The following is a 17,605-nucleotide window of genomic DNA, read 5'->3' on the forward strand; positions in this document are numbered from 1 at the left end:
GATATATGAAATACAAAAAACACAATGATTAGAAGTGCAAAGGAGATTTTTGATGGAGACGAAAGTGCTGAGATTTATGGTCGGTACGACGCTGTGCGGCGTCGCGGCGTTCGCGCATGCACAGAGCAGTGTCACGCTTTACGGAATCGTGGATAACGGCCTGCAATACGAAACGGGTCTGCCCGGCGGCAACCGGTTGTCGGCCGAGTCGGGTGGTTGGGGTGAGTCGCGCTTCGGCATGCTCGGCAACGAGGACCTGGGCGGCGGCCTGCATACCACGTTCCGCCTGGAGGCGCGACTGAACACGCTGAACGGCTCGGTGGCGAACGGTTCGTTCTTTGAGGGGCAGGCAACCGTCGGTTTGCGGCACGACGCGTATGGTGCGATTCGCCTCGGTAATTTCGGCGCAAGCGAGTTGTTGCAGGATACCGGCGAGCTCGACCCGCAACAGACCAAGAAGTATTCGTTCGGCACGCTGGTGCGCGGCCGCATGTTCCCGCAGGCATCGAACGGTATCGAATATACGTCGCCCGATTTCGGTGGCTTCACGGTGAAAGGCCAGTACAACCTCACCAATACGACGAAATGGAATGCCGGTTCGCCCGGCACGGCGCCGGGGCAACTGGGCACGGCCACCGGCCTGGGCAGCTCGCAGGGCCGGGCAGACGGCCTGAAGCTGCAGTACAAGGCGTCAAATCTCGAAGCGCAACTGGTCTACGACGAGATTCGCGACGGTAATGGCAAGTTCAGCAACGTGTATCTGGCATCACGCTCGATCTTCGCCGGTGCGTCGTACGGGGTCGGGCCCGTGACGCTGTATGCGGGCTACGTCCACCTGAGCGCGCCGGATGCGTCGAACGCGGGCTATTACGGGACGAATACGCCGTCGGCGCAGCCGGCCGGCGTCTCCTTGCCGACCGCGGTCGACCAGGAGTGGTTCGGCGCGCAATGGGCCGTGACGCCGGCAACCACCGTCATGGGCGCCGTCTATCACGCCAACGCCAATCACGGCAATGGCAACGGCACGCTCTACACGCTGTCCGGCATCTACTCGCTGTCGAAGCAGACGCGGCTCTACACGGAGCTCGGCTATCTGCGAAACAGCGCGACGTCGAACCTCGGGCTGAACGGCGGGACCTACGGGGCCAACAACGTGAACGATCCGGTCAACGGCAGCGCATCGAACCTGAATCCGGGTTACGGGCGCAGCCAGTTCGGCGTGTTCGCGGGGATTGCCACGCAGTTCTGACGCACCGTCCGGTGCATGATCCTCCTTCGCGCGTCGTGTGCGTCGATCGAAACGGCATGCGGCCGCGACGCGCGCAGGAGGTCGGGCGATATCCTGCCGCCGCATGCCGGCGGCTTTCCTGATGAGGGAGCACCATGAAACCGCCGAGTTTTCGCGACGGCTCGAGCCTTGAATCGTCCGGGACCGCACGCGCCTGACACGATGGAACCAAATCATGATTCGAGCGCCGATCCGAAGGGGCCCCCCGGCGAACCTTGTCGCGATGGCATCGATCAACTGTTGTCGCGAATCCGCTCCGAATACGCGACGCTGAGTCCGCGGCTCAAGTCGATTGCGCACTTCGTCGACACGCATGCCGACCAGGTCGGCATCCTGGATATTCGGAGCGTCGCCGACCAGTGCGGCGTGCCGCCCTCCGCGGTTGTGCGCTTTGCCCAGCACTTCGGCCTGTCCGGCTATGCGGATCTGCGGCGGCGGTTGCGCCATCGGATCGTGACGCCGCTCCCGCCGCTACGGGACGCGAAGCCGATACATGATGACGTTCCGACCGATGGACTGGAGAGCCTGACCCAATCCGTATTGGCGACCAGTTTGGCCGCTGTCGCGCGCCTGGGAGAATTGCTGGCATCCGAGGACTGGAGGCGTGCGCTGGCCATGCTGCGAGACGCCGCTACGCTGTGGGTGATGGGGGCGCGTCACGCGTTTCCCCTTGCAGCGCATCTGACCCAGGCCTTGCGTCAGACAGACAAGACGGTTTGCCTGGTCGCGGCGCTCGGGGAGATGGATATCTGCCAGGTGAGCTCGGTGAAGCAGGGCGACGTTTTCGTGGGATTCGAATTACCGCCATACAGTGAGGAGACATGCCGTGTCGCCAGGCTCGCAAAGCTCAACGGCGCGCAGCTCATCCTGATCACCGACAGCTGCTTGTCGCCGCTCGCGCGGGATTCCGATGCCGTGTTAAGGGTGGAGGACGGTCCGGTTTTCGGAGTTCATTCGATAGCCGCTGCTTCGACGGCGGTGCAGCTTCTGTTCGCGTCGCTGCGCTTTGGCGAGTGGCGTGACGATCAGGATAGCCGTACCCGCCCACTAGCACGCAGTCTATGAACATCGTGGCGACCAAGCCGGCTACGCGAGTCGAGACCGTGGTCGTGTTGCGTGCAATCTGACCGCACTGCAGCCGACGCCTGTCAGTTGTTGGTGCAGGTGCAGGTGATCGCTCGCACATCGAAATTCCGGTGCAATTGCGCAACTCGCGCAGCGTGTCGTTCGACGTCAAACGCTGGCCGCGGTGTAGGTGATGAACGGCAAAACGGTTTGAGTGGTTCCCTTGGGGTGCTGATCCTGGGCGATCGCACACATGGTCTCTACCAGGCGCGTGGCAACCCAATCGCGTGGATGCGACAGCACCATATTGACGCGTCCGTCGATGAGCGCCTGCCGGGTAATTTGAGTCAACTCCCCGCAGACGGTTATAAGCTCCTGCGACGCGCTCGCATCGTATAGCGCCTGAATGACGCCCTCGATTCCGCCCCCCGCCACAAAAATGCCGATCAGGTCGGGGTGCCGCTTGAGCAGATCCAGGGTGGCTTCCTGCGCCAAGTCAATATCTTCGAGGCTGATCAAGGTTTCCAGCACCTGAAAATCAGGCGCGTACTCGCGCATGTACGCCCTGAAGCTGATTTCGGCCTGTTCCTGACACAGGTAGCGGTGACTTCCGACCATCAGCGCGATCTTGCCTGGGCGGCGGCTCAGACTCGAAATCGCCCAGGCCGCAGTGTGGCCGATCTTGCGTTGGTCGATCCCGACAAATCCGGCACGACTCTCGGTGCTCAGGTCGGAGATCAGTGCGAACACCGGCGTACCTTGAGCACTGATCTGATCGATCGCGTGGCTGATCTGTGGATGGTCGGCCGCAACGACGGCGATCGCATCCACCTTGCGGCTCATTTCGTGGAGCCTGGACACGATGTGCCGCGGCGTCAGTTCTTCAAGAAACTCGATCACTGCCTTGGCCTGCGGGTATTTCTGCGCCTGTGCGGCAGCCTCCAGTGCTTCGCCCATCTCGCGGTAGAAGGGGATACTGCGCTTCAGCAGCAGGAAGCCGAGCTTGCGGCCTTCTGTGTGCTCGCTGATCCGAAGCCGGATCAGTCCCGCGCGGTTAAACCCCAGCTTTTCCGCCGCTTCCAACACCCGTTGCGCCGTTTCTGGCCGCACGCTGGCGCGCTTGTTGATGACCCGGTCTACCGTCGCCAGTCCCACGCCAGCCTCGTTGGCCACATCCGCCATGGTTGGATACATGATCACCTGCCGATGATTGATAGAAAAACATCAAGGGCATTTTCCCGTGATGATATTTCGTGATGTTAAATACTTCCGCCCTGTTGTAGCGCGATTTCCTAAAACTATACTCCTCACAGCTGCCGGTCAGTACGGCGCGGTGTGAAATTCACATGCATCTGTTGAGACGATCAGAGATAGGAGGCAGACAAAAAATGATAGAAAAAATGAAAGGTCGCGATTACAGCCTGGATGGGCCCGGTGGTAAAGAGGCTGCGATGAGGGGGCTGGTCTCGGCGCATTGGTTCGCCTGCAAGGTAGACCGCAACGTGATGAAGCAACTGATGCGACGCGACGACTGGCAAGGACTGAAGTACCTCGGTACCTGGCTGTTGTTGTTGATCGGTAGTGGTGTGCTGGCCTACCGTGCCTGGGGCACCATTTGGGCGGTGCCGGCGTTCGCGCTGTATGGCCTGTTTTACGCTGCGGGAGAGCACGGTTCGCACGAACTGTCGCACGGCACGCCATTCAAGAGCCGCTGGTTGAATGCGTTTTTCTTCCAGCTGACCTCGTTTCTCGCGTTGCATGAGACCGTATTCTGGCGGTGGAGTCATGTGCGCCATCACACCGATACGATCATCGTCGGCAACGATCGTGAAATTGCGTTCCCGAGACCAGTCAAGTTGCTTGGTGTGATCGTCAATTTTTTCAGTTTGAAGCACGGTACGACCGAAACGCTGCGCATCATCCGGCATGCATTCGGCAGTGTCGGCTCGGCTACGCGCTCGTTCGTACCAGCTTCCGAGATCGGCCGCATGCTCGTCTCGAGCCGGATCTATACCTTGATCATCGTTGGCACCGTGGCCTGGTGCGTGGCCATCCACAGCATCCTGCCGGCACTCTTCATCGTGCTGCCCCGTTTCTACGGCGCGCCGCTCACACACGTGTTCAATATCACGCAGCATGCAGGGCTGGCCGAGGATGTACTCGACCATCGACTGAATACCCGGACCGTGCGGATGAATCCGCTGCTCGCCTTCATGTACATGAATATGAACTACCACGTGGAGCACCACATGTTCCCGATGGTGCCGTTCTACAACCTGCCCAAGCTGCACGAACTGATCAAGGATCAGTGCCCGTCGGCGAAGGAGGGGTTGATCGATGCTTACCGCGAGATCATCCCTGCCCTGTGGCGCCAGCACAAGGATCCGACTTACTACATCAAGCGCCAGCTACCCGCGGCGGTCAGTTCCGACGAGGTGCCGGGCGGCATGCGGCGAACCGAGAACAGCGCCGCCTGACAACGCAATGACCGTGAGGAGAACACCATGAGCGATTGGATCGAAGCTTGCGAAGTAAACGACGTAGAACAGGAAGATGTGATCCGTTTTGATCACGGGGGGCAAACCTTCGCCGTCTACCGTGCGCCTGACGGCGACTTCTACGCCACGGATGGCGTATGTACGCATGAAAAAGTCCATCTGGCCGACGGGCTCGTGATGAAGCACATCATCGAGTGCCCCAAGCACAACGGCCGGTTCGACTACCGTACCGGCAAAGCGCAGGGCGCACCGGTTTGCGCGAATCTGCAAACCTACCCGGTCAGGGTTGAGGATGGCCGCGTGTTCATCGATCTGGGCGGAGCGCGATGAATTCGTCCGCACCCGTCATCATTGTCGGTGCCGGCCATGCCGGTGGCCGGGCCGCGCTTGCGCTGCGCGAATTGGGTTACCGAGGCGCAATACTGCTCATCGGTGAAGAGACGCAGTTGCCATATGAACGGCCGCCGTTGTCCAAGCAGATTCTGCTCGGCAGCCAAACTCCGGTGCATTGCGCACTCGGTTCCGCCGAACGCTATCAGTCGGACGGCATTCAGCTAAGGACCGGCGCACGCGTGGAGCGCATCGACCGCGCCAGCCGCAGCGTCATGCTGTCGAATGGCGAAGTGCTGCCGTACAGCCAACTGTTGTTGGCCACCGGCGGCCGCGTGCGGGCCTTGGCTCTACCGGGGGCTATGCTGGACGGCGTGCATTATCTGCGCACGCTGGACGATGCGCTCGCGCTGAAGGCGAGACTGCGGCCCGGGACGCGCATGGTGGTGATCGGCGGCGGCTTCATCGGGCTGGAAGTGGCGGCTTCTGCTCGCCAGCTCGGCGCTCACGTGACGATGCTGGAGGCGGGTGATCGCCTGGCGGCGCGAGCGCTGCCGCCGCAGCTTGCCGAGCGAGTGCGGCAGTTGCACTGTTCGCGTGGCGTCGACGTACGCCTGCAATGCCGTATCCGGGCGTTCAGCGGAACATCGAGCGTGACGGCCGTGGAACTGGAGGGCGGCGACAGTCTGTCTTGCGACCTGATAGCGATCGGGGTTGGCATCGTGCCCAACGTGGAACTCGCTGCCGCGGCCGGCATGGAAGTCGGCAACGGCATCCGCGTCGACAGCCGCTTGCGTACCAGCGATCCGAACATCTATGCAATCGGCGATGTATGTGAATTCCCCAATCCGTTCACCGGCCAGCCGGTGCGGATGGAAACCTGGCGCAATGCCGAGGAGCAGGCGCACCACGTCGCGCGAATACTCAATGGCGAAGATGTTCCGTTCACCGCGTTGCCATGGTTCTGGTCCGACCAATTCGACTACAGCCTCCAGTTGGCGGGCGAACCACAGGTTGCCTCGAGGATGGTCGAGCGCAAGGCGACGGACGACAGTTTGCTGTTGTTTTACTTGAATGAGCATCGGCAACTCGTCGGCGTCTGCGGTTGGGGCGCCGGCAATAGCATCGCCAAAGACATCAAATTGGCGGAAAGGTTGATCGCCTCTGGTAACCCGCTGATACCCGAAGTACTGGCCACGCCTTCCGTCAGCCTCAAATCATTGATTCAGGACGCTTCGTATGCCTAATAAATTACTGGTGTTTCAATCGATGTGGGCGATGGAGCGCCGTCACAGCGACGGCTACGAGCGTAGCGTGGAGGAGAATCTGCAGCAGTTGGCCGCGGCCGGTTTCGCCGGCTTCACCGACCACTACTATGATCGTGCCCACGTCAAGCGCCTGGCTGCCACCTTCAAACCGCTCGGCTTGCAAGCGGAAGGGCAGGTGTTTCCCACCAATATCGATGGTCTCGAGCCGGCGCTGGAGTTAGGCGTCGAGTTCGGCTGCCACCACATCACCATCCAGGCAGACTTGCGGCCCCGCACCGTGCGCGAAGCGATCAAGACGCTGGAGGGATGGCAGCGTTTGGCCGAGCAGGTTGACTTCCCCGTGCTGGTGGAAACCCACCGCTACCGTCTCACCAACGATCTGCTTTTCACGCTCGATGTGCTGAAACAGATGCCAGAGCTCAGGCTCCTGGCCGATCTTTCTCATTACGTGGTGGCCAGGGAGTTTCCGGAGCTACCCAGCGAAGAGGATCACGCGCAGATTCACACCATTCTCGATCACAGCTGGGGTTTCCATGGCCGAATCTCCAATGGACACCAGGTGCAGGTGCCGCTGAGCTACGCCCAACATCGCCCTTGGCTCGAGACATTCACGGAATGGTGGCGCTATGGCATGCAAAGCTGGCTCAAACGTGCCTCGCCGGACGACACATTGCCATTCACATGTGAGCTGGGACCCAGGCCGTATGCAATCACCGGCATCGACGGAAACGACATCGTCGACCGCTGGCAGGAGTCGTTGCTCATGAAAGACCGTATTGAAGCCGTCTGGCGCGAGGTATCCGAACGTCGTTATTCGGCGACCAACAGATGAGTCCCTTTCGCCAGAAGGTCGTCACGGGTTCGGTCGTTACGGACACCACGATTCGGGTCGGTTAAACCAATTACGTGCATGGAGGGAGAAAAGCCAGAAGGCAGGAAGCAGTGAGTCTCACATAACAAAGCCCAGAATGGTTCGGGATTCGAGCCTGAATAGGGATGACATCGATATCAAAATGGAGCGAGATTAGGAGCCTGATATGAATAAAAATCTTATTGCGTTGGCGGCAACATTTCTGTTGGTCTTCGCGGTTCTGCCCTCGGGTGCCAGTGCTGCCGGGAAGCAATTCACTGTTGGCTACGCCAACCTGGCCGACAACCAGGTGTTCACGATGAACCTGAAAAAGGCCTTCATCTCGGCGGCAAAGGCAGACGCAAACCTCAAGGTGATCTTCAGCGATGCGAGTGGCGACATCGGCAAACAGCTCGACCAGATCGACAATTTCATCGCCCAGAAAGTCGATGCCATCATTGTGGTGCCTGCCGACTACCGGGGCATCGTTCCCGGCGTGGAGGACGCCAACAAAGCGGGTATTCCGGTGATCACCCTCAATATTCAGTCGGCCGGCGGCAAATCCATCTTTGTCGGCTCCAAAAACGTGGATGCCGGGCGTATTCAGGGCGAATTCATGCGGGACAATTTGCCGAAGAGCGCTCAGATTTTGTATCTGCAGGGTTCCCCGGGCCTCTATCATTCGATGGAGCGCCAGGCCGGCTTCACGGCTGCCCTGGCGTCGCGCAAGGACGTCAGGGTGTTGTCCAGTCTTGCCGGAAACTATGATCGCGCCGAAGGCATGAAAATCACCGAGGACTGGGTGCAGCGCTTTCCGAAGTTCGACGCCATCATCGCAGCAAATGACCAAATGGCGCTGGGCGCACTGGAGGCACTCAAGACGGCGGGCCGCCTGAAAGGCGTGATGATTTCCGGCATCGATGGCACCACCGATGCTCTGAGTGCGATCAAGAGTGGAGAGATGTCCCAATCGGTTCTCCAAAATGCCAAAGGGCAGGCTTCGGGCGCCTATCAGGTCATCGAAGATATCAAGCTCGGTAAGCCGGCCCCCAGGGAAGTGCTGATTCCGTTCGAATCCGTCGACCAGAAAAACGTCGCGAACTACACGAAGTGATACGTTGCTGCCGGGCAACGCGATGTCCGCTTGCCCGGTGTTCCTTGGTGATCCACCGGTGCTTCCGGTGGGTCGACGATGCCGAAAACTACAATTCTGGACAGCCGCTTGATCCTCGAGGTTTCTGACGGAGGCACGGTGCTCGATTCGAGTAGCCTGAGTTGCATGGCGGGGATATCTCCAAGTTTGAGGCTCTCGGACAGCCGTAAACCAGCCTCCATCATCCGCTTCTAGGCGTTTCGTTGGTGAGCCTGGGTGCTCAGGTGGTCCCAGGCAGGTCAGCATTGGGGCCGGAATCGACGTAGCGACCGCGGGTCATTGCCGGGTCGTTCGGCCAGTGCCGCTTCCACCCGCTGGTTGCAGGGTCGCGGCACTCGCGCGAGGTCGTGTCGAGTGATTTGTTTTACATAATTAACATTGGCACCGAAAAGTCTGTGGTAGCTATAGGGAATTCCAAGTCCTGCTGCGGATTCCCCCTTGCCCGTATGAAATTGCCGTGCTAATTTTTCATGAAATTTCTCGGCGTAATTTTCACGGGAGCCCGCATGTTCGTGCAGTCCGACCGTCACGTCGCCAGCTACTACGCCGATACCTACCCGGCGCCGATCCCGCATCGGCTGGCGCTGGACGAGCGCATCGACGCCGACGTACTGGTCATCGGCGCAGGCTTCAGCGGGCTGCATACGGCGCTGCGGCTCGCGCTCGCCGGCAAGCGCGTGGTCATCCTCGAAGCAAGCCGCGTCGCGTGGGCCGCCTCGGGCCGCAACGGCGGGCAGGCGCTGCTCGGCTGGTCGTGCGACATGCAGCCGCTCGAGGATGCGCTCGGCCGCGACGGCGCGCGCCTGCTGTGGGACAGCATGCGCTGGGCGGCGGCAGAAGTGCGCGAACTGCCGGCGCGGCACGGTTTCGACATCGACTACCGGCCCGGCAGCCTGTGGGCCGCGGTACGGCCGCGGCGCGTCGCGATGCTGGCGCAGGCGCGCGACGAGGCGGCCGAGCGGTGGGGCTACGACCGGCTGCATGTGATCGGGCGTGACGAGATGCCCGAATGGATCGGCGGCACGCGCTATCTCGCGGCGCTCCACGATCCGGAGGCCGGCCACCTGAACCCGCTGAAGCTCGCGCTCGGCCTCGCGCGGACGATCGAGCGTGCGGGCGGCCGCATCTTCGAACAGAGCCGCGTGCTCGACTGTCGCGAGACGGCTGGCGGCCACATCGCCCGCACGGCGCGCGGCGAAGTGCGCGCGGACGTGCTGGTGCTCGCCTGCAATGCATACGTCGATCGGCTCGACCGCGACCTTGCGCGCCGGCTGCTGCCGGTCGGCACGTACCAGGTCGCAACGGCGCCGCTCGCGCCCGACGTCGCGCATGCGCTGCTGCCGCGCAACAGCTGCGTGATCGACAACCAGTTCGTGCCCGACTACTTCCGGCTGAGCCCCGACAACCGGCTGCTGTTCGGCGGCGGCTGCACGTATCTCGGCGGCATCCCGGCCGATATCGCGGCGGCGACGCGCCCGCATCTCGAACGCGTGTTCCCGCAACTGGCCGGCGTGCCGCTCGACTATGCGTGGGGCGGTCACATCGACATCAGCATGCGTCGCACGCCGGACATCGGCCGCCACGGGCAGCGCTTCTGGCTGCAGGGCTTCTCGGGGCACGGCGTGCTGCCGACGCTCGCCGGCGCGCGCGCGGTGGCCGACGCCGTGCTCGGCGACACACACTTGCTCGCGCAGTACCAGCGCATCCGCAACCCGCGCTTTCCCGGCGGCGATCGGCTGGCCGCGCCGCTCGAAGCGATCGGCAAGGCCTGGTACCGCCTGCGCGATACCGTTTGATTGACCGGAAGCCATCATGAATGAACAGGAAGAGATAGAAAGTCTGGCGATCCTGATCCGCGACCTGCGCAAGCATCGCAAGGTCACGCTGAACGATCTCGCCGAACGGATCGGCCGCTCGGTCGGCTTTCTGTCGCAGGTCGAGCGCGGGCTGTCGCGTCCGACGGTCGCGGATCTCACCGCGATCGGCGAGGCGCTCGGCGTGCCGACCACGTATTTCTACAGCCTGAGCAAGCCGCGCAGCGTGCCGTGGGTCACGCGGCCCGACGAGCGGCGCACCGTGTATTACGCGGACGGCATTACCGACATTCTCGTGTCGCCGAACATGCGTTCGCGCTTCTCGATCCTCGAAAGCCATCTCGGGCCGGGTGCGAGCAGCGGCGAGCGCTCGGTCGACGACAGCGACGAGCAGGGCGGTTTCGTACTCGAAGGAGAACTGACGATCTGGCTCGACGGCGACGACACGCCCGTCACGCTCGGCCCGAACGATGCGTTTCAGCTTCCGGCACACAAGCGCTTTCGCTACGCGAACCTGACCGACGCACCGACGCGCGTGATCTGGGTATTCACCTGAGTTGAGCGGTTGGCGGGGCGGGCGACGTCGGAGGCTACCCCGCCGTGCAGTCTGTTTGCATTACTGATTGATTTGCGGCGTGCGTTGCGCCGTGCGCCGCATGAATCCGGGTCGCCGCGTTGCGGCGCCGCCCTACAAGACATGGAAAGGATGAGACATGGCTGACGTCGTTCCCGCGCTGGTCAGTGAAGTCCGCGCATTCCGGCAGGCGCATCCCGAGATCCGTTATGTCGACCTGATCTGCCTCGACCTGCCGGGGCATTTCTACGGCAAGCGCTATCCGATCGATGCGCTCGAAAAAGTCGCGTCGGGCTCGCTGCTGAAGCTGCCGCAAAACTGCGTGCTGCTCGGCACGCAGGGCGGCCTCTACAAGATCGGCGATTACTGCTTCAACGACGGCGATCCCGATGCGCCGCGCCGTCTGATCCCCGGCACGCTGAAGCCCGTGCGCTGGGAGCGGCAGCCGCTCGCGCAGATGCTGATCAGCTCCGACGGCACCGATTCCCCGATCGAGTTCGAGCCGCGCGAGGTGCTCGCGCGCGTGCTGCGGCGGTTCGCCGCGCGCGGCATCCGGCCGGTCGTCGCGTTCGAGCTCGAGTTCTACCTGTTCGCCGCGCAGCTCGCGGAAGGGATGCCGCAGTATCCGCGCGACCGCCTGAGCGACGACCGCGACGATCAGCCGAACATGCATATCGAGCGCTTGTCGCGCTTCTCCGACGTGCTGCACGAGATGGTCGACGCCGCGTGCGAGCAGGGCGTCGATGCGACGGTGATTACCGCCGAGCTCGGGCCCGGCCAGTTCGAGATCAATTTCGGGCATACCGACGATGCGCTGCGCGCGGCCGACTGGTCGGCGCTGTTCTGTCGCAGCACGCGCGGCGTCGCGTTGCGGCATGGCTATCGCGCGAGTTTCATGGGCAAGCCGTACCTGCATGCGCCGGGCAGCGGGATGCATGTGCACGTGAGCCTGTACGATGACGCGGGCCGCAACCTGCTTGCGGCAGACGGACAACGGCCGCTGCGGCATGCGGTGGCCGGCTGTCTCGCGCTGCTGCCGCATTGCATGCCCGTGTTCGCGCCGAATCACAATGCGTTCCGCCGTTACGGGTCGATGGTGAACGCGGCGAGCCGCGCGAGCTGGGGCTTCGAGGATCGCGACGCGTGCATCCGGATTCCGGAATCGGATGCCCGCAACCTGCGGATCGAGCACCGGCTCGCGAGCGCGGATGCGAACCCGTACCTGGTGCTGGCAGCGATCCTGAGCGGGATGGAGCACGGGCTCGATGCGCGGCTCGAACCGATCGCGCCGCTCAACGAGGATCGCGGCAGCGGGATCGATTTTCCGAAGGAGATGCTGTCGGCGGTGGCGGCGATGCAGGATCATCCGGCCGTGCGCGAAGGGCTCGGCAGCGAGTTCGTGATGGTGTATTGCGAGAACAAGCGGCAGGAGGAGCTGGATTTCCGCAACGAGATCGGCGCGCGGGAGTATCGGTGGTTTCTGTGATTGCCGCGCGCGTCGTTAGGGAAGTGCGCGCCAGTAGCGCACTTCCTCGATCGGCGTGCCGTCGATTTCGAACGTCTTGATGTCGTGTTCGGCGACGAAGCCTTCGCGTTCGTAGAACGCCCTTGCGCGACGGTTCTTGATCAAAACCCACAGCGACACCCACGCATGGCCCGCGTCATGCAGCGATTGGCACGCGCGATCGACCAGTGCCGCACCGATGCCTTGCCCGCAATGCGACGGATGCAGATAGATCGCTTCGATTTCTCCCCACGCGCGATCCTTGTCGGTGTCGCGCGTCGGGCCGTACGCGATCCAGCCGGCCGGTGTGTGGTTCGTGAACGCGAGCGCGACGCGCGGCCGTCCTGCGTCGAGTGCCTGGCGCCAGGCGGCCGTGCGCTTTTCGACCGACAGGCCGGCGAGGAACGGGGCCGGCATGATGTCCGTATAAGTGGCTTGCCACGACGCGACGTGGATGTCGGCGATGGCCGGCGCATCGGCGGATGTGGCGGCGCGAATGTCGATCGTCGTCGTGTTCGGTGCCATGCGTTTTCCTTGTGATCGGTTGCCGTATGCCGCGTCGCCATTCCTTTCGAGCGCGCCATGCCGCGAAGCGGCTTCGCGGCATGGCGCGCTCGACGCCCTTACTCCCCGAGCTTCGACGTCACGCACCCGGTGCTCGAGCATTCGCGCTCACGCTCGCGCAGGAACGACAGCCGCGACTGCGTCATGTCGTTCGCGCACTGGATATCGACGAGGTAGCTGCTGCCGCGCGTCTCGCTGCACTGCGCGTCGCGTTGTTTCAGCCACGCGAGCTGGCCGGCCTTCAGCGTCGCCTGTTGATCGCCGCTCAGTTGCTTGCGCAGCCGGCCGTATTCGTCGTTGAGATCGCGGTCGGACTGCGAGAACTGCGTGCTCGTGCAATACACCTGGTCGAACGCGCTGCGCGGCTTCCCGCAGCCGGCCGCGTGCGCGGCGAACGGAACGGCAAGCGCGAGCAGCGCGCAGGATACGAGCAGATTCTTCTTCTTCATGGTGATGCTCCTGACTGGGTGAAACCGTTGAATCCGACGGGCGACACCTTCGTTTATCCGGGCGTCGTACACGCGTCGATGCCGCCTGCGATCGCGGCGGACAGGCGCTGGATCGTCTCGCGCCGCGCGAGCCGCGCTTCTTCGTCCGGATTGACGATCACGCCGGCTTCGACGAGCACGGCCGGAATCGGCGCGGTGCGCAGCACGACGAGATCGTCGAAGCGATGGATGCCGAGTTGCGGGTCGATCAGCGGGCGGTTCTCGCCCTTGATCGGTTGCGCGTGATACAGCGACGGCCGTTCGCCGGCCGCGACCAGCCGCTCGGCAATCGCCTTCGCGCAACGCAGGCTTTCCGCATAGTGCGGATTGCGCGCCGACACGAACACCGAGAAGCCGCGGAATTCGCGCTGCCGGCCCGCGTCGATGAACTGTTGCTGCATCGAGTCGTGATGGATCGACACGAACAGGTTCGCGTCGGGCGCTTGCGTCGAGCGCCGATCGAGCGCGATCTCGCGGCCGTCCGCTGACGTGCGCAGCACACGGTCGCCGTGTGCGGCGAGTTTGTCGGCGACCGCGCCGGACAGATCGAGGTTGTACAGGTATTCGACGCGGCCGCTCGCGCCGGTGGAGCCCGGATGCGCCGGCGTATGGCCGGTGTCGACGACGATGTAGCGCCCGGACGCGGGCTCGGTGCCAGCGGTGGCGATGCCAGAGGTGTCGGCCGCGTGCAGCGCCAGCGGTGCGCCCAGCAGCGGCGCGCACGCGAGCACACGCGCGGCGGCGCGCACGAGCGGGCGAAGGCGTCGGAGGGTTCGGTTCGTCATTGTTGTTGTCGAGAAGGGCGTACGGCGCGTTGAACGGCGCGCCGCCGTCGGCCTGCTCAATGCAGTCGGAATGTCGCGCGATTATAGCGGGTGGTGGCGACGCCGCAATGACGAAACGGAAGCCGTCGCATCGGCCAGAAGCCGAGGCTCAGCCCAGCCGCACCGGGCCGCGAACATGGCGCGACGGGGGTACGCGCGCAGCGTACAGCCGGCGGCGAGCGCCGGTCAGCGCGGCAGCGCTTCGGCTTCGGCCCAGCGCTTGAACGAATCGAGACGCCGACGCGTCTGCACGAGATAGAACGCGCCGATCAGCGGTTCGAGCAGCCAGCGCAGCCACGACGGCTGCGCACGGAAGTGGTACGTGAACTTCACCTCGGTCGACCCGGGCGTGTGTTCGGTGAAGTTCCAGCTGCCGCTGAAGCGTTCGAGCACCTTCGGCCCTTCGACCATTTCGACGGCGGCGACCTGCGGCGGACGGTACGAGATGTAGCGCGACACCATCGTCGCGCCCGACTGGCTGCGGCAGAACGCGTCGACGCCGACATCGGCGGTCGTTTCGTCGAGCAGGTACGCATCGATGAGGAAGTTGTCCCACACGAGCCGCCGCCCGTAGTCCTGCGACCACGTGAACAGGCGCCTGCGATCGACGCCGACGGTCCGGCTGACTGAGATCCTCATGAGGGCGGGCGCCAGGGTTCGGATTGGGATGCAATCGAGTGTATCCCGCCAATAACCTGTGTTTCGTCAGACTTCGTCAAGTCGAGCGTGTGCTCGAATGGACTCGATTGACGCACCTCGGGAATTCCCCTAGGATTTATCCCAACCCTTCGGGACAGACCCGGAGCGTTTCAATCTCTTGAGGGAGCCTCATGAGTACGCAACAGAACCGGCGCTTCGACGCGCTCGTTTTCATTGGTCGTTTCCAGCCTCCGCATCGTGGCCACCTGAACGTGCTGAAGTCGGCACTGAGCCGGGCCGAGCGCGTGTGCGTGCTGATCGGGTCGACCGACAAGCCCCGCACCATCAAGGATCCGTTCTCGTTCGACGAGCGCTGCCAGATGCTGGCTTCGCTGCTCGACGCGTCCGAGCGCGACCGCGTGACGATCGCCCCGTTGCAGGATTCGACCTACAACGACGGCGACTGGGTGCGCTGGGTGCAGGATGCGGTGGCCGGCGCGCTCGGCGACGTCGCGCAGCGCAAGGTCGGGCTGATCGGCCACGAGAAGGATGCTACGTCGTATTACCTGCGGATGTTCCCGCAATGGGAGCTCGTCGATGTCGACGCGACGGAAGACATTTCCGCCACCGAAATCCGCGACCAGTATTTCGCCGAACGCACCAACAGCTTCGTGCAGTGGGCCGTGCCGGAACCCGTGTTCGGCTGGCTCGAGCGTTTCCGTACGCAGCCGGAATTCGCGCAGCTGAAGTCGGAAGCCGAATTCATCGCCGCGTATCGCAAGGCGTGGGCGGCCGCGCCGTATCCCGTCACGTTCGTGACGGTCGACGCGGTGGTCGTGCACTCGGGCCATATCCTGCTCGTGCGCCGCCGCAGCGAACCGGGCCGCGGCCTGTGGGCGCTGCCGGGCGGATTCGTGAACCAGGACGAGCGGCTCGATGCGGCGTGCATCCGCGAGCTGCGCGAGGAAACCGGCCTCAAGCTGCCGGAGCCCGTGCTGCGCGGCTCGATCAAGGATCGCCAGGTGTTCGATCACCCGACGCGGTCACTGCGCGGCCGCACGATCACGCACGCGTGCCTGTTCAACTTTCCGACCGGCGAGCTGCCGCGCGTGAAGGGCAGCGACGACGCTGACAAGGCGCGCTGGGTCCCGCTCAACGAATTCGCGCAGATGCGCAACGTGATGTTCGAGGATCACTTCGACATCGCGTATCACTTCCTGGGGAAGCTGTGACGCGCTGATTCCCCGCATCCGGTCCGCCGCGACAGACGCGGCGGCACTTCAACGGCCTAGAGGAGCTCTAGCCATGCAAAACGATCCCGGCGGCTTTGCCGCGGTTCTCGCCAATCCGATTCTCAATACGGATTCGTACAAGGCTTCCCACTTCCTGCAATATCCGCCGGACGCATCGGCGATGTTCTCGTACGTCGAATCGCGCGGCGGCCGTTACGACCGCACGCTGTTCTTCGGCCTGCAGATGCTGCTGAAGGAGTATCTGTGCAAGCCGATCACGCACGCGATGATCGACGACGCGCGCGATTTCTTCGCCGTGCACGGCGAGCCGTTCAACGAAGCGGGCTGGCGCCATATCGTCGAGCACTACGACGGCTATCTGCCGGTGAAGATCCGCGCGGTGCCCGAAGGTTCGATCGTGCCGGTGCACAACGTGCTGATGACGGTCGAATGCGACGATCCGCAGGTGTTCTGGCTCGCGTCGTATCTCGAGACGATGCTGTTGCGCATCTGGTATCCGGTGACGGTGGCGACCCGCAGCTGGCATCTGCGGCAAACGATTCGCCGCTTTCTCGAAACGACCGACGACGATCTCGCGCAACTGCCGTTCAAGCTGCACGACTTCGGCGCACGCGGCGTGTCGAGCGCGGAATCGGCCGCGATCGGCGGCGCCGCGCACCTCGTGAGCTTCATGGGCTCGGACACGGTGCTCGGCGTGCTGGCCGCGAACCGCTTCTATCGCGAGCCGATGGCCGCATACTCGGTGCCGGCGGCCGAGCACAGCACGATCACGTCGTGGGGGCGCGAAGGCGAGGCCGATGCGTATCGCAACATGATCAGCCGCTTCGGTTTGCCGGGCGCGATCGTATCGGTCGTGTCGGACTCCTATGATCTGTTCGCCGCGCTCGATCTGTGGGGCGGCGAACTTCGGCAGGCGGTGATCGATTCGGGCGCGACGCTCGTCGTGCGTCCCGATTCCGGCGATCCGGTGACGATCGTGCTGCAAACGGTGCGGGCGCTCGACGCATCGTTCGGCTCGACCGTGAACGGCAAGGGGCGACGCGTGCTGAACCGCGTGCGCGTGATCCAGGGCGATGGCGTCGACGAGCAGTCGATCGAGGCGATCCTCGTCGCGCTCGACGAGGCGGGCTACGCGGCCGGCAACGTGGTGTTCGGCATGGGCGGTGCGTTGTTGCAACGGGTGAATCGCGATACGCAGCGCTTCGCGATGAAGTGCTCGGCGATCCGGCGCGGCGGCGTGTGGCACGATGTCCGCAAGGATCCGGTCACCGATCGGGGCAAGCGCTCGAAGCAGGGGCGGTTGACGCTGCTGCGCAATTGGCGCACCGGCGAGTATCGGACGGTGACGCTGCCGGTTGCATGGGACGATCGTGCGCTGGAAGGCGAATGGGATGACGCGCTCGAGACGGTGTTCGACACGGGGCGCCTGCTCGTCGATACGTCGTTCGCCGAGGTCAGGGCGAGGGCGCACGCGGGGGAGGTTTGACGCGGGC

The 17,605-nt window shown here is 63.5% G+C and carries 17 protein-coding genes; 12 read left to right on the forward strand and 5 right to left on the reverse strand.

Annotated features, from left to right (window positions below; all coding sequences use genetic code 11):
• The first annotated feature begins 52 nt into the window (after positions 1-52).
• Both HWX14_RS10045 and HWX14_RS10050 read left to right on the forward strand, forming a co-directional pair.
• Complete coding sequence (locus HWX14_RS10045) at positions 53-1,249, forward strand: porin (RefSeq protein WP_175882582.1); 1,197 nt, start codon at positions 53-55, stop codon at positions 1,247-1,249.
• A gap of 201 nt (positions 1,250-1,450) precedes the next feature.
• The gene (locus tag HWX14_RS10050; RefSeq protein WP_175882583.1) at positions 1,451-2,353 is read left to right on the forward strand and encodes a MurR/RpiR family transcriptional regulator; all 903 of its coding nucleotides are present in this window, start codon (positions 1,451-1,453) and stop codon (positions 2,351-2,353) included.
• Positions 2,354-2,521: 168 nt separating this feature from the next.
• Here HWX14_RS10050 and HWX14_RS10055 read toward each other — a convergent pair whose 3' ends face one another.
• Entirely contained in the window at positions 2,522-3,547 is a 1,026-nt protein-coding gene (locus tag HWX14_RS10055) for a LacI family DNA-binding transcriptional regulator (protein ID WP_175882584.1), read from the reverse strand.
• Between the two features lie 206 nt (positions 3,548-3,753).
• Between HWX14_RS10055 and HWX14_RS10060 the strand changes: the two genes are divergently transcribed.
• From HWX14_RS10060 to HWX14_RS10095, 8 genes are all read left to right on the forward strand, one after another.
• Positions 3,754-4,830: a fatty acid desaturase gene (locus HWX14_RS10060; RefSeq protein WP_244130198.1), complete on the forward strand. Its 1,077-nt coding sequence runs from the start codon at positions 3,754-3,756 to the stop codon at positions 4,828-4,830.
• A gap of 27 nt (positions 4,831-4,857) precedes the next feature.
• On the forward strand, positions 4,858-5,181 hold the full coding sequence (locus HWX14_RS10065; protein ID WP_175882586.1) for a MocE family 2Fe-2S type ferredoxin: 324 nt from the start codon (positions 4,858-4,860) through the stop codon (positions 5,179-5,181).
• Positions 5,178-6,428: an FAD-dependent oxidoreductase gene (locus HWX14_RS10070; protein ID WP_175882587.1), complete on the forward strand. Its 1,251-nt coding sequence runs from the start codon at positions 5,178-5,180 to the stop codon at positions 6,426-6,428. Before HWX14_RS10065 ends, HWX14_RS10070 begins: the two co-directional genes overlap by 4 nt.
• On the forward strand, positions 6,421-7,281 hold the full coding sequence (locus HWX14_RS10075) for a sugar phosphate isomerase/epimerase (protein WP_175882588.1): 861 nt from the start codon (positions 6,421-6,423) through the stop codon (positions 7,279-7,281). Before HWX14_RS10070 ends, HWX14_RS10075 begins: the two co-directional genes overlap by 8 nt.
• A gap of 205 nt (positions 7,282-7,486) precedes the next feature.
• The gene (locus tag HWX14_RS10080) at positions 7,487-8,413 is read left to right on the forward strand and encodes a sugar ABC transporter substrate-binding protein (protein ID WP_175882589.1); all 927 of its coding nucleotides are present in this window, start codon (positions 7,487-7,489) and stop codon (positions 8,411-8,413) included.
• A gap of 545 nt (positions 8,414-8,958) precedes the next feature.
• Complete coding sequence (locus tag HWX14_RS10085; protein ID WP_175882590.1) at positions 8,959-10,248, forward strand: FAD-binding oxidoreductase; 1,290 nt, start codon at positions 8,959-8,961, stop codon at positions 10,246-10,248.
• Positions 10,249-10,264: 16 nt separating this feature from the next.
• Positions 10,265-10,822 carry an XRE family transcriptional regulator gene (locus HWX14_RS10090; protein WP_175882591.1) on the forward strand — a complete coding sequence of 186 codons (558 nt, stop codon included), beginning with the start codon at positions 10,265-10,267 and terminating at the stop codon, positions 10,820-10,822.
• Between the two features lie 157 nt (positions 10,823-10,979).
• Positions 10,980-12,326 carry a glutamine synthetase family protein gene (locus HWX14_RS10095; RefSeq protein ID WP_175882592.1) on the forward strand — a complete coding sequence of 449 codons (1,347 nt, stop codon included), beginning with the start codon at positions 10,980-10,982 and terminating at the stop codon, positions 12,324-12,326.
• A 15-nt stretch (positions 12,327-12,341) separates the two neighbouring features.
• On the opposite strand, the gene HWX14_RS10100 is transcribed toward HWX14_RS10095, so the two are convergent.
• The 4 genes from HWX14_RS10100 to HWX14_RS10115 form a co-directional block, all read right to left on the reverse strand.
• A complete protein-coding gene (locus HWX14_RS10100; RefSeq protein WP_175882593.1) occupies positions 12,342-12,869 on the reverse strand; it encodes a GNAT family N-acetyltransferase in 528 nt (175 codons plus the stop codon).
• Positions 12,870-12,967: 98 nt separating this feature from the next.
• Positions 12,968-13,357, reverse strand: a complete 390-nt coding sequence (locus HWX14_RS10105) for a lysozyme inhibitor LprI family protein (protein ID WP_048989403.1) — start codon at positions 13,355-13,357, stop codon at positions 12,968-12,970.
• Between the two features lie 53 nt (positions 13,358-13,410).
• Positions 13,411-14,181: an N-acetylmuramoyl-L-alanine amidase gene (locus tag HWX14_RS10110; protein WP_175882594.1), complete on the reverse strand. Its 771-nt coding sequence runs from the start codon at positions 14,179-14,181 to the stop codon at positions 13,411-13,413.
• A 225-nt stretch (positions 14,182-14,406) separates the two neighbouring features.
• Positions 14,407-14,859 (reverse strand): SRPBCC family protein, encoded by a 453-nt coding sequence (locus HWX14_RS10115; protein WP_175872084.1) that lies wholly within the window; start codon positions 14,857-14,859, stop codon positions 14,407-14,409.
• 191 nt (positions 14,860-15,050) lie between these two features.
• Here HWX14_RS10115 and HWX14_RS10120 point away from each other — a divergent pair, with 191 nt between their 5' ends.
• Together HWX14_RS10120 and HWX14_RS10125 are read left to right on the forward strand one after the other, a co-directional pair.
• Positions 15,051-16,091, forward strand: coding sequence for a bifunctional nicotinamide-nucleotide adenylyltransferase/Nudix hydroxylase (locus tag HWX14_RS10120; protein WP_175882595.1), 1,041 nt, complete (start codon positions 15,051-15,053; stop codon positions 16,089-16,091).
• A 73-nt stretch (positions 16,092-16,164) separates the two neighbouring features.
• The gene (locus HWX14_RS10125) at positions 16,165-17,598 is read left to right on the forward strand and encodes a nicotinate phosphoribosyltransferase (protein ID WP_175882596.1); all 1,434 of its coding nucleotides are present in this window, start codon (positions 16,165-16,167) and stop codon (positions 17,596-17,598) included.
• The last annotated feature ends 7 nt before the right edge of the window (positions 17,599-17,605 follow it).

The organism is Burkholderia sp. BCC0044 (genome assembly GCF_902832955.1).
Classification (GTDB): Bacteria; Pseudomonadota; Gammaproteobacteria; order Burkholderiales; family Burkholderiaceae; genus Burkholderia.

Excerpts from the sequence above, each read along its gene's own strand:
- HWX14_RS10045 (WP_175882582.1), top strand. The coding sequence starts at position 53 with ATGGAGACGAAAGTGCTGAGATTTATGGTCGGTACGACGCTGTGCGGC.
- HWX14_RS10050 (WP_175882583.1), top strand. The coding sequence starts at position 1,451 with ATGGAACCAAATCATGATTCGAGCGCCGATCCGAAGGGGCCCCCCGGC.
- HWX14_RS10055 (WP_175882584.1), bottom strand. The coding sequence starts at position 3,547 with ATGTATCCAACCATGGCGGATGTGGCCAACGAGGCTGGCGTGGGACTG.
- HWX14_RS10060 (WP_244130198.1), top strand. The coding sequence starts at position 3,754 with ATGAAAGGTCGCGATTACAGCCTGGATGGGCCCGGTGGTAAAGAGGCT.
- HWX14_RS10065 (WP_175882586.1), top strand. The coding sequence starts at position 4,858 with ATGAGCGATTGGATCGAAGCTTGCGAAGTAAACGACGTAGAACAGGAA.
- HWX14_RS10070 (WP_175882587.1), top strand. The coding sequence starts at position 5,178 with ATGAATTCGTCCGCACCCGTCATCATTGTCGGTGCCGGCCATGCCGGT.
- HWX14_RS10075 (WP_175882588.1), top strand. The coding sequence starts at position 6,421 with ATGCCTAATAAATTACTGGTGTTTCAATCGATGTGGGCGATGGAGCGC.
- HWX14_RS10080 (WP_175882589.1), top strand. The coding sequence starts at position 7,487 with ATGAATAAAAATCTTATTGCGTTGGCGGCAACATTTCTGTTGGTCTTC.
- HWX14_RS10085 (WP_175882590.1), top strand. The coding sequence starts at position 8,959 with ATGTTCGTGCAGTCCGACCGTCACGTCGCCAGCTACTACGCCGATACC.
- HWX14_RS10090 (WP_175882591.1), top strand. The coding sequence starts at position 10,265 with ATGAATGAACAGGAAGAGATAGAAAGTCTGGCGATCCTGATCCGCGAC.
- HWX14_RS10095 (WP_175882592.1), top strand. The coding sequence starts at position 10,980 with ATGGCTGACGTCGTTCCCGCGCTGGTCAGTGAAGTCCGCGCATTCCGG.
- HWX14_RS10100 (WP_175882593.1), bottom strand. The coding sequence starts at position 12,869 with ATGGCACCGAACACGACGACGATCGACATTCGCGCCGCCACATCCGCC.
- HWX14_RS10105 (WP_048989403.1), bottom strand. The coding sequence starts at position 13,357 with ATGAAGAAGAAGAATCTGCTCGTATCCTGCGCGCTGCTCGCGCTTGCC.
- HWX14_RS10110 (WP_175882594.1), bottom strand. The coding sequence starts at position 14,181 with ATGACGAACCGAACCCTCCGACGCCTTCGCCCGCTCGTGCGCGCCGCC.
- HWX14_RS10115 (WP_175872084.1), bottom strand. The coding sequence starts at position 14,859 with ATGAGGATCTCAGTCAGCCGGACCGTCGGCGTCGATCGCAGGCGCCTG.
- HWX14_RS10120 (WP_175882595.1), top strand. The coding sequence starts at position 15,051 with ATGAGTACGCAACAGAACCGGCGCTTCGACGCGCTCGTTTTCATTGGT.
- HWX14_RS10125 (WP_175882596.1), top strand. The coding sequence starts at position 16,165 with ATGCAAAACGATCCCGGCGGCTTTGCCGCGGTTCTCGCCAATCCGATT.